This window comes from Allobosea sp. LC85 (assembly GCF_000735605.1).
Taxonomy (GTDB): domain Bacteria; phylum Pseudomonadota; class Alphaproteobacteria; order Rhizobiales; family Beijerinckiaceae; genus Allobosea.
This window is the reverse complement of the sequence record NZ_JPKG01000017.1, coordinates 23,733-36,172: the sequence shown is the minus strand read 5'-3', so window position 1 is coordinate 36,172 and position 12,440 is coordinate 23,733. Positions and strand designations below refer to the sequence as shown.

Genomic DNA, 12,440 nt, shown 5'->3' with positions numbered 1-12,440 from the left:
TGCGATCCGCATTCCCTTTCTGCGAATTCTGCTCTAAGAGCGGCACAGACTGGCTTATGGTGTTATGGCTGCGTTGTACGCGCCGCGATGCCTGCCTCACGATCTCCCGCGCCGCATCACGCCGCGCGCATGAACTCAAGGCCGATTAACCAATGGCATTCCTTCCCACGAGCCCGCCGCTCGCGCGTGCGCTCGCCGAACGCAACTACAATGATCCGACGCCCGTCCAGAATGCGGTTCTGGAGGAAGCGGCCGCCGGACGCGACCTTCTGGTCTCGTCGCAGACGGGCTCAGGCAAGACCGTCGCCTATGGGCTTGCCATCGGCGAGACCCTCCTGGAGGGCGCTGAAGTCCTGGGCCGCGCCGCGCAACCCTTGGCGCTGATCATCGCGCCGACGCGCGAACTGGCGTTGCAGGTCCAGCGCGAACTCGCCTGGCTCTACAAGCATGCCGGTGCCCGCGTGATCTCCTGTGTCGGTGGCATGGATCCGCGCCGCGAGGCCGCCTTGCTGGACGAGGGTGCGCATATCGTCGTCGGCACGCCCGGCCGCTTGCGTGACCATATCGAGCGGCACAGGCTCGATGTCTCGGCGCTCCGAGCCGTCGTCCTCGACGAGGCCGACGAGATGCTCGATCTCGGTTTCCGCGACGATCTCGAATTCATCCTGAAGACGACCCCCGCGGAGCGTCGTAGCCTGCTCTTCTCAGCGACCTTGCCGAAGGCCATCATCGCGCTGGCGAGGAGCTATCAGCGCGATGCTCTGCGCATCGAGGTGGCCGGCTCCGCAACCGGGCATGCCGACATCGAGTATCGCGCGATCCGGGTCTTTCCGAAGGAAGCCGAGCTCGCAGTCGTCAATCTGCTGCGCTTCCACGATTCGCCCTGCGCGCTGGTCTTCTGCAACACCCGCAATGCGGTCCGCCATCTCGAGGCGATCCTGCTGGAGCGCGGCTTTTCGGCCGTGGCGCTCTCGGGCGAACTCAGCCAGAGCGAGCGCAACTCGGCGCTGCAGGCGCTGCGCGACGGGCGCGCCCGCGTCTGCGTCGCGACCGACGTGGCTGCGCGCGGCATCGACCTGCCGGGCCTGACGCTGGTCATTCACGCCGAGCTGCCGAACGATCCAGAGGTCATGCAGCACCGCAGCGGCCGGACGGGCCGCGCGGGCAACAAGGGCACCAGCGTGCTGCTGGTGCCGCCTTCTCGGCGTCGCAAGGCCGACATGCTGCTGTCCGAAGCCAAGGTCGAGGCCGTCTGGGCTGGCGCTCCGACGCAGGAGGAAATCCGTGCTCTCGATCAGGAGCGGCTGCTGCAGGATCCGCTGCTCACTGGCGAGGCCAGCGAGGATGATGCCGGCATGGTCGAGGCCCTTCTCGCCGGTCGCTCTGCGCAGGAGATCGCGGCCGCCCTGGTCAGGGTCTATCGTTCGCGCCTGCCGGCAGCGGAGGAGGTCGGTGATCCGGGTTTCGGACGCGACGAGCGCAGGCCGGTGCGCAGCAGCGAGGATTACGCCCGCCCACGCGAGCGTGACCGCGAGCAGGGCGAGAGGCCGCACAAGGCCGGGCCGCGCGGCGATACGGTTTGGTTCCGCCTGAATATCGGCCGCCGTGACGGCGCCGATCCTCGCCAACTGCTGCCGATGCTCTGCCGTCGCGGCAAGATCACCCGTGACGAGGTCGGCGCCATCCGCATCTTCGACACGGAAACCAAGGTCGAGATCGATGCCGATGTCGCGGAGCGCTTTGCGTCACTGGCGAGCGCGACCGACCGGGACAAGATCCTGATCGAGCCCGTGACCGGCGAAGCCGAGCGGCGCCCGGCCAAGCCCTTTGCGGAGAAGGCAAGCCATACGCGTGCCCCGCGCGAAGATGAAAGGGCAAGTGCGCCGTTCGCAGGCAAGAAGAAGCCTTACGAAGGCAAGGGCAAGCCTTTCGGGGCCAAGGCGCATGGCGGCAAGCCCTATGATCCGGCGCGGCGCGATCGCGAGCCTGTTTACGACGAGAACGCCGTGCTGCGGCCCGGCGAACGCCCCTTCGACAAGAAGTCCGGTCCCTCGGACAAGCCCTTCTCCAAGGGCAAGGCTTTTGCCGGTGCCAAGCCTTTCGCCGGCGCCAAGCCCTTCGCCGGCGCCAAGCCCTTTTCCGGCAAGCCAAGCCATGGCGGGAAGAGCTTCGGCCATGGCAAGCCGGACGCCGGATTTGCGGGCGGTGAGCGCGGCAAGCCTGCCGGCAAGCCGTTCAAGAGCAAGAAGCCGCGTCGGGACGATCGCTGATCGGCATCCCTAACGGCAGGGCTCGAAACCATGCAGAAGCGCCCCTTCCCAAGCCGGGAGGGGGCGTTTCGTGTATTCGGTGATCGATCAGTTCTTCTTGACCAGCGGGCAGGCGCTGGCAGAGAGCGGCTGGGTCACCTCTGCGGCCGGGATCGTGCGCAGGACCCGGTAATAGTCCCACGGTGCCTTGGACTCTTCAGGCTTCTTGACCTCAACGAGGTACATGTCCTTGACCAACCTTCCGTCGGCACGAACCTCACCCTTGGTGGCGAAGAAATCGTTGACCGGCAGCTCCCGCATCTTCTTGGCGACGGTCGGGCCATCGTCGGTCTTGGCTGCCTCGATGGCCTTCAGATAGTGCAGGACCGAGGAATAGGTTCCGGCCTGGACCATGCCCGGCTTGCGGCCGGTGCGGGCCTCGAAGCGTTTCGACCATTCGCGGCTGGCGTCGTCACGGTCCCAGTAAAACGCCGTTGTCGCAAGAAGGCCCTGCGCCTGCTTCAGGCCGAGCGCATGGACGTCGCTGATGACGATCACGAGCCCCGCAAGGTTCTGGCCGCCCTGCGCAATGCCGAATTCGCTGGCCTGCTTGATCGCGTTGATCGTGTCCGTGCCCGCGTTGGCTAGGCCGATGATCTCGGCACCCGAGGATTGCGCCTGCAGCAAGAAGGAACCGAAGTCAGCTGTGCCGAGGGGATGCCGCACGCTGCCTGAGATCGTGCCTCCGCCCTTGGTCACCACATTGGTCAGCTCAGACGCCATCTGGTGGCCGAAGGCGTAGTCGGCCGTCAGCAGGAACCACTTCTTCTTGCCCTGTTCCAGGATGGAGCGGGCGGTGCCGACCGATTGCGAATAGGTGTCGAAAACCCAGTGGAAGCCGGTTGGTGAACAGTCTTCGTTGGTCAGGCGGGTCGTGGCCGGCCCGGTCATCAGCGTGACCTTGCCGCGTTCCTTGCCAATCGTGTTGACCGCGATGGCAACAGCCGAGTTGGTCAGATCGGCAATGGCGTCGACGCCGTCGACATCGAACCAGCGCCGGGCGAGAGCTGAGGCGATGTCGGCCTTGTTCTGGTGGTCGGCGGCGATGATCTCGATCTTGAGGCCCTTGGCGGCGGCGCCGAAGTCCTCGGCCGCCATGCGTGCGGCTTCGACCGAGGTCAGCCCGCCGAAATCGGCATAAGTTCCCGTTTGGTCGTTCAGCACACCGATGCGAATGACATCGCCGCTGATCCCTTGCGCATTGGCCATGACGGTCGAGGCCAGCGAAGCGGCAATGAAACTGAACTTCCTCATGCCTTCCTCCCGTGCTTGATTGTCTAATGAATTCGCGTCGAGGCGATATTCATAACTAATTATCGATCAATCATCGGCTTTATCAAGCATATCAATCGTATCGATCGCCTGTTATTGTGCGTATATTGTATTATATGCGTGCTCGATAATTATCATGTGTACGTATGAATTCTATCGAACAGGCTGGCATGCCGCTTGGGAGTTGGCTAGCGAAAACAGAGGAGAATTTTACCTCATTTTCGCATGATCCATCTGGTCGATTACGCACCGCACGCTGAGCCGGCGGGCGAAGACAGGGCAGGATGAGGTGTCGCTGACGTCAGGACGCCGTGGCGCCGCAATTCAAGGCAAGGTCGGACTGTGCTGAGCAGGTACGCCGGCCTGCTGCCGTTGCGTGCCGGCGGCGATCGAGTGCACACGATTCCCGCTCCCGTCGACGGGGCATCGCTATCGTCTGGAGTGTTCGCCAGCTTGCCGCGACCGGGCGCGCTTGGCGTAAGCCTGGATCAGCGCAGGCCCAGGAAGGACAGGATGGCGATGACCACGACGACGAGGCCGACGATGTAAATGATGTTGTTCATGAGAAGCCCCCTGCTTTGATCGGGCTGCTGGCGCCCGCATGATTGAGCGTCACCATGCTGTTGTGATGAGAACTGAACCGGTGCGGCCGGCAAAGGTTCCCAATAGGAGCGGCGGACAGGCGCGACGCAACTCCGAAGGATCTCGGGAAATCAGGACCGGCAGGGATTGGGGTGCCTCGCCGCCGGCGGCCAACGTCGAGAAGGAGCCGGATCGCTCCGGCCCCTCTTTCAGACGAACTCATGCGTGTTCAGCGGCAGATGGTGACTGGGCGAACCACCGGCCCTACGCCGGGAACGAAGCCGCGACGGAACACCTTGTAGCAGCCGCCATAATAGGCGCTGGCGTAGACCGGGCGGTAGCCCCAGCCGGGACGGCCCCAGCCCCAGGGGCGGCGATGGTGGAACCCGTGGCCGAAATGGCCGTGATGGCCATGGCCGTGCCAGCCAGGCGCCGCTTGCGCGGAGGTGGCGGTGGCGAGCGAGCCGCCGATGAGGGTGCCGGCGCCGAGAACGAAAGCGGTGGCAAGGCCGGTGAGGATCGTGCGGGCGGTCATGAAATCTCTCCCTTGGCTTTGTGCGAGGCCGCGGGATGCAGCCTCATGACCTTTGGTCGCGTGAGCCGCGAGGCAGGTTCAAAGCTGCGGGAGATTTTTTGATGGGCGCGGTCTTTGATGGACTCGGCGCAACCGGGCCGAACCGGCCCGGTTGCGAAAGATGGGCTATTTCTCCACGACCTTGCGGTAGAGATGCCAGGTCGCGTGGCCGAGGATCGGCATGACCAGGACGAGACCAACCAGCACGGGCAGGCAGCCGAGGATGAGCAGGCCTGTGACGATGAGACCCCAGATCATCATGACGCGCGGATTGGCTTCGACCGCGGAAACCGAGGTGCGGATCGCAGTTGCCACATCGACATGCTTGTCGAGCACCAGCGGGAAGGAGATCACGGTCATCGAAAAGGCGGTAATCGCGAAGAGCGCGCCGACTGCGTTGCCGACGATGATCATGGTCCAGCCGTTCGGTGTCGTCAGCACCTCACTGAGGAAGCCGCTGATCGACGTCACGGGCACGTCACCAAGAAGCCAGCGATAGATCAGCCAGGCGGAGAGCAGCCAGGCGATGAAGAGCCCGGTCAGCAATGCGCCGAGTGCCAGGATTGTCCCGATCGAGCGGGATTTCAGGATCGCGAAGGCATGCGCCCATGAGGAGTTCATGCCGCGCTCCCGGCGTCGACTGATCTCATAGAGGCCGATGGCCGCGAAGGGGCCGAGCAGGGCAAAGCCCGACAACAGCGGGAAAAGCAATGGGAAGATGTTATAGCTCACGGTGAGCTGAGCGATGACGATGCCCGCGATCGGATAGATCAGCGCGATAAAGACGAGATGGCTCGGCTGTGCCATGAAGTCCTCATAGCCGCGCCAGAGCGCATCGCGCAGATCGGCCGTGGTAATGGTGCGCACGCGCGGTTCAATGACCGGCCTGGCAGGCGTATTCGTCTTGCGGTCAGCATTGGAGACCATGCTGTCGAGATTGGCCATTGGCAGTCCTCCCGGTTCTGGCCCGGTGCGCAATGGCGGTCCTGACGCGATCCTTGGGTCAAGTCGCCGAAGGCGTCGAGCATCCAATTCCAGCACGATCACTATACGCCTGATGACGGATTTTGTCGCAAGCCCATGTGAACACGATGGTGAGACGCACGCAGGCGACGGTCTTTCTCGACTCTAGCAACTCGCCTAAGACAACGGTCATGAGCGAAGCCGAACCTCTACCCGTCGAAGACCTCACGCCCCGTCAGGCGCGCGCCGAATACAAGGCGCTGGCCGCCGAGATCGCGGAGGCCGACCGCGCCTATTTCCAGGACGACGCGCCGATCCTCGACGATTCCGTCTATGATGCGAAGCGTCGGCGGCTGGTTGCCCTGGAAGAGGTTTTTCCGGAGCTGAAGGGCAATGAGGCGCTGAGCGACAAGGTTGGCGCCAGGCCATCCTCGAAATTCGCGAAGATCCGGCATCGCGTGCCGATGCTCTCGCTCGCCAATGCGTTCTCCGACGATGACGTCGCTGATTTTGCCGCGCGGATTCGCAGCTTCCTCGGCCGCAAGAACGATGCCGAGCTCGCAATCACCGCCGAACCCAAGATCGACGGGCTCTCGCTGTCGCTGCGATACGAGAAGGGCGAACTCGTCTCCGCGGCGACGCGTGGAGATGGAGAGGAGGGTGAGGATGTCACGCTCAACGCCCGCACCATTTCGGAGATCCCGAACAAGCTCGTCGGCAACGATGTGCCGGAGGTCGCGGAGGTCCGCGGCGAGGTCTATCTCGGCCATGCTGATTTTGCGGCTATCAATGATCGCCAGCGCGAGAAGGGTGAGCGCGAATTCGCCAATCCGCGCAATGCCGCGGCAGGCTCTCTGCGCCAGCTCGACGTCTCGATAACTGCGGCACGGCCGCTGCGCTTCTTCGCCTATGCCTGGGGCGAGATGTCGAACCTGCCAGCTGTGACACAGTTCGGTGTGGTCGAGGCTTTTCGGCGCTGGGGCTTCAAGACCAATCCGCTGATGTGTCGCTGCGAACGCGTCAGCGAGCTCCTGGCGCATTACCGCGCGATCGAGGCCCAGCGTGCGACGCTGGGCTATGATATCGATGGCGTGGTCTACAAGGTCGACGATCTTGCGCTGCAGACCCGACTCGGTTTCGTCGCGCGCGCACCGCGTTGGGCGATCGCGCATAAATTCCCGGCGGAGCTGGCGACCACCCTTCTGGAGGCGATCGACATTCAGGTCGGGCGCACCGGAGCGCTCAGCCCCGTTGCGCGGCTACGCCCGGTCACCGTGGGTGGTGTCGTCGTCACCAATGCGACGCTGCACAACGAGGATTACATCCGGGGTTTCGACTCCAAGGGCCAGCCGATCCGCGACGGAGCCGATATCCGTGTCGGCGACACGGTGACGGTGAAGCGGGCGGGCGACGTTATCCCGCGTGTTCAATCCGTTGATCTCGGCAAACGACCGGGGGATTCGCAGCCCTATGTCTTCCCGACGCTGTGTCCGGTCTGCGGCAGCCATGCGACGCGCGAAATCAATCCGCGTACGGGCAAGGAAGATGCCGTGCGCCGCTGCACCGGAGGGCTCATCTGCTCGGCTCAGGCTGTCGAGCGCCTGAAACATTTCGTTTCCCGCGACGCGCTCGATATCGACGGGCTCGGCGACAAGCAGATCGAGTTTTTCCACGTCGATCCCGACCTGCCGGTACGGGAACCCGCCGACATCTATACGCTGGCGGCCCGCGACGCTGCCAACTTCAAGAAGCTGAAGAACAAGGAAGGCTTCGGCGCGCAAAGCGTGAGGAAGCTCTTTGATGCGATCGAGGACCGGCGCACGCCTCCGCTCAACCGCTTCGTCTTCGGGCTCGGCATCCGTCATGTCGGTGAAACCACGGCACGGCTGCTGGCGCGACATTATGGATCGTTCGAGGCCCTGCGCGAGGCAGCCACCTCGGCCGACTCACAATCCCACGAGCGGCAGGCGCTCGATGCGATCGATGGCATCGGCCCGACCGTCGTCGAGGCCTTGGTCGAGTTCTTCGCCGAGGCCCACAATCAGGAAACGCTCGACCGGCTGCTGGCGCAGGTGACGCCGCAGCCGCTGGAGGCGGTCGCTTCGACCAGTCCGGTCGCCGGCAAGATCGTCGTCTTTACCGGCGCGCTGGAGCAGATGACACGCGACGAGGCCAAGGCCATGGCCGAGCGGCTCGGCGCCAAGGTCGCGGGCTCGGTCTCGTCGAAGACCGATCTGCTGGTCGCCGGGCCGGGAGCTGGCTCAAAGCTCAAGGACGCTGCGAAGCACGGGGTCAAGGTGATCGACGAGGCCGGTTGGTTCGAACTGGTCGGCGGGTAGCGCCATCGGGTGCGGAGCTGCTCCATCCTTCCGGAGCAGGCCGCAGGTGCGGGGTGCGAAATGACGGGCGGCTTGGTCAGGGACCGCCGAACTGCTGCGGTGGCGCAGAGCCTGGCCGCGGGGCGTTATCCAACGCCCGTAGCCCCTCCGTTTCCGCTGCCCGGAAATGGCTCGGCGGTGCACCTATGACGCGCTTGAAGGCGCGGCTGAAGGCAGCCTCCGATTCATAGCCGAGCCGGCGCGCGACGATGGCGATCTTCATCCGGTCGCGGACGAGCCATTGCCGGGCCTGATGCATCCTGACCTGCGCGACATAGCGGGCCGGCGTCTCGCCAACGACGCTGGCGAAGCGCTCGGCGAAAGCGGAGCGGGAGGCGTGCATGACCCGGGCAAGCGCCTCGACGGTCCAATCCTCGCTCGGATTGAGATGGATCGCGGCCAGGACCCGGCCGATATCGGGATCGCGCGCCGCGGCGACCCAGCCGGTCGAATCACCGCAACCCCGCTCGACCCAGGAGCGGATCAACGCGGCCGCGACGACATCGGCCAGGCGGGTAAGGATGCTGCCGGCACCGACCCGGTCCAGCGCAAGCTCGCAGGCCATGGTCGCGAGCAAGGGCGGGATGCCGGGCTCGTTGGCAGCGAGTTCGTGCATCCGCATCAGTTCCGGCATCATCCGCAGCAGCGGATGCTGGCCATCGACGTTGAAGTTCATGCTGCCGCTGAAGAACATGGTCTGTTCGCCGTCGCCACCGCCGCGTGCCTCGGCTATGTCGCCGCAGACCGTCTGGAGCTGGCATTGTCCGAGCGGCTTGGTGCAGGCGCCGGGCGCGCTCGCCAAAGCATGCTCGGCGCCGCGCGGCAGCAGAGCGGCATCGCCCTGCTCGAGGCGGATCCACTCGTTCTCCGGCGTCCGCAGCCAGCAGCCGCGTTCGGCGACGAAGTGGAAGCGCGCCGCCTGCTGCGCCGAAAAGAGCAGGCCCCAGGGGGCGGTCATCTGGAAGCGAGCATAGTCGACGCCCTCCAGCCGCAGGCCACGGAGCATTTCTGTCAGCGGATCGGTCATGGAATCCTGGACGAATGATCAAGCATTGCGGATTTCCTAACATGGAAGCTCCAGGGCGTCATCTCTACTTGTCGGCTTCGACGTCCTGGAGACCGCCATGTCCGACTCTCTTTCCGCTACGGCGGACCCGCAATTCATCCCTGCCGAGTTCGAAGACCGCACCGACGCGGCGTGGCCGGCCATCTTCTCGCTCACCATGGGTGTGTTCGGGCTGGTGACGGCCGAGTTCCTGCCGGCAAGCCTATTGACGCCGATCGCAGCCGAACTGGGCATCAGCGACGGGGCGGCCGGGCAGGCGGTAACGGCGACTGCCGTCATCGGCGCGATCGCCGGCATCGCGACCGCGATCATGACGAGGAGCATCGACAGGCGCATCGTGATGTGGGCGCTGACGTCGCTGCTGGTGGTGTCGAGTCTGCTGGCCGCGGTCGCCACCGGGCTGACAACGCTTCTCTTCGCGCGCCTGCTGCTGGGCATCGGCCTCGGCGGCTTCTGGTCAATGGCAGCGGCGACCGCAATGCGGCTGGTCCCGGCAAGGCTGCTGCCGCGGGCCATGTCGATCATCTTCACGGGTGTCTCGGTCGCGACAGTCAGCGCCGCGCCGATCGGCGCCTATCTCGGCGAGGCGATCGGCTGGCGCGCCGTCTTTGCCATTTCCGCCGGGATCGGGGCGGTAACGCTGCTCGCCCAGGTGCTGACGCTGCCGAAGCTGCCGCCGCTGGCGGCGCCGAGCATTGGCACTCTCTTCGAGCTGCTGGGGCGGCCGAGCATCCGGCTGGTCCTGTTCGCCGTGCTGGTGATCATCTCGGGGCACTTCGCCGGATTCACCTACGTCCGCCCGTTCCTCGAGCAGGTGCCGCTGCTGAAGGTCGAGGCGATCTCGCTGGTCCTGCTGGCCTATGGCGTCGGTGGCTTCTTCGGCAATTTCGCCGGCGGTGCCGTGGTCGCGCGTAGCGTCAAGGCCGCCGTCGTGCTTGGCTCGCTCGCCATTGGTCTGGCGGCGCTCACGATGCTGCTCTTCGGCGCCTCGACCGTCGTTTCTGGCCTCGCGATTGCGCTGTGGGGGTTCGCCTTCGGCTTTCTGCCGGTCGGCATCCAGACCTGGACGGTGCGTGTAGCCGCCGATCAGGCTGAAGCCGCGGGCGGCCTTCTCGTCGCCGCCTTCCAGATCGCGATTGCGGGCGGAGCGATCTTCGGCGGATTACTGGTCGACCATCTCGGCGCGTTGGGCGCCGTCGGCTATCTCGCCGCCGCGACGCTGCTCGGTGCTGCCCTCGTCCTCGGCGTAGGCCGCGAGCCGCCGGCTGCCGGCGGCGCGGCGCCGGCCCTGGCCGGCTGAGATCGGATGGCGACGGTCCGCGTGATCGTCGCCATCACTTTTCTTCAAGACATCCGGGCGGATATCCGCTGTATCCTGCCGGCATGGAATTGATCAGCCAAGGCGAAGCGCTGCTGGACACTCCGCTGTTGGCGGAGGAGCATGCCCGCATCTTCACCGCCTCGCGCTTCGCGGGGCTGGAGTGCCTGTCGGCCAAGTTCCAGACGCATTCCTACGCCCCGCATGCGCACGAGACCTATGCGATCGGCACGATCGAAGCGGGCTGCGAGATCTGGCATGCACGGGGCCAGCGGCTTTATGCCCATGCAGGCGACATGGTCTTCAACCATCCGCTCGATGTCCATGACGGCTTGCCGCATGCTGGTGGCTATCGCTACCGCATGACCTATCCGACCATTGAGTTGATGCAGGAGGTTGCTGCCTCGCTGACTGGGTACGAGGTGATCGGCACGCCGTTCTTCGCCGAGCCCTGCGTTCACGACCCGGAGGCTGCCGCGCTGTTTTGTGCCGCGCACCGTCTGCTGGAGGAAAGCGGCGATGCCCTGGCAGGTGAAGAGGGGCTCCTGCGCGCCTACGCCTTCTGCCTGGCGCGCCATGCCGATCTTTCGGTTCGCCCGGTCGGGCGCGAGCGCGGGCCGATCGCCGAGGCACGTGCGCTGCTCGAGCAGCGCTATGACGAGGACCTTTCGCTGGCCGAGATGGCGCGGCGTTGCGGGTTGCCACGGCATCATCTGATCCGGGCCTTCCGTCGCGAGACCGGGCTGACGCCGCATGCCTACCTCGTCGACATCCGCGTCCGTCGGGCGCGGGATCGCCTGCGCCGCGGCGAGATGCCCGGCGACGTTGCCGCGGCGACCGGCTTTTGCGACCAGGCGCATCTGACCCGCGCCTTCAAGGCGCGGCTCGGCGTCACTCCGGGCGCCTTCCGCACCGCCCATCTGGCTTGAAGGGCTGTTTGCATGTCCATCCTCGACGATGCCCGTCTGGGCTTCAGCGATATCTGGCCGGCCGCCTTGGCTGCGGTTCCGATCGGTCTGCTCTTTGGGGCGCTCGCAGCCGGCAAGGGCCTCTCGCCGCTCGAGGTCTTCGTCATGGGCGCGCTGGTCTTTGCCGGCGGGGCCCAGTTCGCCGCGGTTGAACTCTGGGCGAGTCCGGCGCCCGTCTTCGCCATCATCTTCTCGACCCTGCTGATCAATGCCCGCCATGTGCTGATGAGCGCGTCGATTGCACCAAAGCTCGGGCGGTTCAGCACGGCCCAGAAGCTGACGGGCCTGTACTACATGGCCGACGAGAACTGGGCGCTGGCCGAGAAGCGCGCCCGGCTGCGGCAACTCACGCCCGCCTACTGGTTCGGCATGATCGTGCCCTTCGTTTCGTGCTGGCTGATGACCACGACGGTGGGCGCGACGGTCGGTGCGGCAATGGGCGACCCGCGCGAGCTCGGGGCCGATTTTGCCTTCACCGCGCTGTTCATCGCGCTGGTCGCCTCGTTCTGGAAGGGCAGGGTGACGTTCTGGACGGTGGCGGCTGCCGGTATCGCATCGGCGCTGACCTACAAGCTCGTCGGGCCGCCCTGGCATGTCGCCGCGGGGGCGCTGAGCGGTCTGCTGGCCGCCTGGCTGGCTGCGGGGACGGAACCCCATGTGCTTGCGGAGGGCGTGCAGTCGTGACGCTCGACGCGCTGAATCTCATCGCCATCCTGGGTATGGCGGCCGTCACCTATCTGACGCGGATCGCCGGGCTGGCACTGGCCGGGCGGCTCGATCTCTCCCCGCGCGCGCAAGCAGCCTTCGACGCTATTCCCCCGGCCGTGCTCGTGGCGGTCATCGCGCCGAGTGCGCTGGCGACCGGCTGGGTGGAGACCGGCGCCGCACTCCTCGCTGCACTCGCCGCAACGCGGCTACCACTGCTGGCCGTCGTTGCCGTTGGCGTGCTCGCCGTGGTCGGGCTGAGGATGGTGATTTAGGGGAAAGACCCCGCGCAGCCGCCATGGTCG

9 protein-coding genes and 1 pseudogene are annotated in these 12,440 nt (G+C 65.6%); 6 read left to right on the top strand and 4 right to left on the bottom strand.

Annotated features, from left to right (window positions below; all coding sequences use genetic code 11):
- Positions 1–152 precede the first annotated feature (152 nt).
- Entirely contained in the window at positions 153–2,270 is a 2,118-nt protein-coding gene (locus FG93_RS07350) for a DEAD/DEAH box helicase (RefSeq protein ID WP_043233340.1), read from the top strand.
- 87 nt (positions 2,271–2,357) lie between these two features.
- Here the strand turns inward: FG93_RS07350 and FG93_RS07345 are convergent, their stop codons facing one another.
- The 3 genes from FG93_RS07345 to FG93_RS07335 all read right to left on the bottom strand — a co-directional run bounded on the left by FG93_RS07345 (position 2,358) and on the right by FG93_RS07335 (position 5,664).
- Positions 2,358–3,563 carry an ABC transporter substrate-binding protein gene (locus tag FG93_RS07345; RefSeq protein WP_043233339.1) on the bottom strand — a complete coding sequence of 402 codons (1,206 nt, stop codon included), beginning with the start codon at positions 3,561–3,563 and terminating at the stop codon, positions 2,358–2,360.
- Positions 3,564–4,392: 829 nt separating this feature from the next.
- Positions 4,393–4,698, bottom strand: coding sequence for a hypothetical protein (locus FG93_RS07340; RefSeq protein WP_052513469.1), 306 nt, complete (start codon positions 4,696–4,698; stop codon positions 4,393–4,395).
- Positions 4,699–4,863: 165 nt separating this feature from the next.
- Positions 4,864–5,664: a DUF2189 domain-containing protein gene (locus FG93_RS07335; protein WP_052513502.1), complete on the bottom strand. Its 801-nt coding sequence runs from the start codon at positions 5,662–5,664 to the stop codon at positions 4,864–4,866.
- Positions 5,665–5,891: 227 nt separating this feature from the next.
- Between FG93_RS07335 and ligA the strand changes: the two genes are divergently transcribed.
- Positions 5,892–8,039 (top strand): NAD-dependent DNA ligase LigA, encoded by a 2,148-nt coding sequence (gene ligA, locus FG93_RS07330; RefSeq protein ID WP_043233336.1) that lies wholly within the window; start codon positions 5,892–5,894, stop codon positions 8,037–8,039.
- Between the two features lie 76 nt (positions 8,040–8,115).
- Here the strand turns inward: ligA and FG93_RS07325 are convergent.
- Positions 8,116–9,131, bottom strand: a pseudogene (locus FG93_RS07325) (AraC family transcriptional regulator).
- Positions 9,132–9,202: 71 nt separating this feature from the next.
- Between FG93_RS07325 and FG93_RS07320 the strand changes: the two are divergent.
- The 4 genes from FG93_RS07320 (at position 9,203) to FG93_RS07305 (ending at position 12,410) form a co-directional block, all read left to right on the top strand.
- Entirely contained in the window at positions 9,203–10,444 is a 1,242-nt protein-coding gene (locus FG93_RS07320; protein ID WP_052513468.1) for an MFS transporter, read from the top strand.
- Positions 10,445–10,527: 83 nt separating this feature from the next.
- Positions 10,528–11,391, top strand: a complete 864-nt coding sequence (locus FG93_RS07315; protein ID WP_043233334.1) for an AraC family transcriptional regulator — start codon at positions 10,528–10,530, stop codon at positions 11,389–11,391.
- Between the two features lie 12 nt (positions 11,392–11,403).
- Positions 11,404–12,114 (top strand): AzlC family ABC transporter permease, encoded by a 711-nt coding sequence (locus tag FG93_RS07310; protein ID WP_043233333.1) that lies wholly within the window; start codon positions 11,404–11,406, stop codon positions 12,112–12,114.
- Positions 12,111–12,410 (top strand): AzlD family protein, encoded by a 300-nt coding sequence (locus FG93_RS07305; RefSeq protein WP_043233331.1) that lies wholly within the window; start codon positions 12,111–12,113, stop codon positions 12,408–12,410. The genes FG93_RS07310 and FG93_RS07305 overlap by 4 nt, the downstream gene beginning before the upstream one ends.
- Positions 12,411–12,440: the final 30 nt, after the last annotated feature.

Coding starts and splice junctions, on each gene's coding strand:
- FG93_RS07350 (WP_043233340.1), top strand. CDS start 153: ATGGCATTCCTTCCCACGAGCCCGCCGCTCGCGCGTGCGCTCGCCGAA.
- FG93_RS07345 (WP_043233339.1), bottom strand. CDS start 3,563: ATGAGGAAGTTCAGTTTCATTGCCGCTTCGCTGGCCTCGACCGTCATG.
- FG93_RS07340 (WP_052513469.1), bottom strand. CDS start 4,698: ATGACCGCCCGCACGATCCTCACCGGCCTTGCCACCGCTTTCGTTCTC.
- FG93_RS07335 (WP_052513502.1), bottom strand. CDS start 5,664: ATGGTCTCCAATGCTGACCGCAAGACGAATACGCCTGCCAGGCCGGTC.
- ligA (WP_043233336.1), top strand. CDS start 5,892: ATGAGCGAAGCCGAACCTCTACCCGTCGAAGACCTCACGCCCCGTCAG.
- FG93_RS07320 (WP_052513468.1), top strand. CDS start 9,203: ATGTCCGACTCTCTTTCCGCTACGGCGGACCCGCAATTCATCCCTGCC.
- FG93_RS07315 (WP_043233334.1), top strand. CDS start 10,528: ATGGAATTGATCAGCCAAGGCGAAGCGCTGCTGGACACTCCGCTGTTG.
- FG93_RS07310 (WP_043233333.1), top strand. CDS start 11,404: ATGTCCATCCTCGACGATGCCCGTCTGGGCTTCAGCGATATCTGGCCG.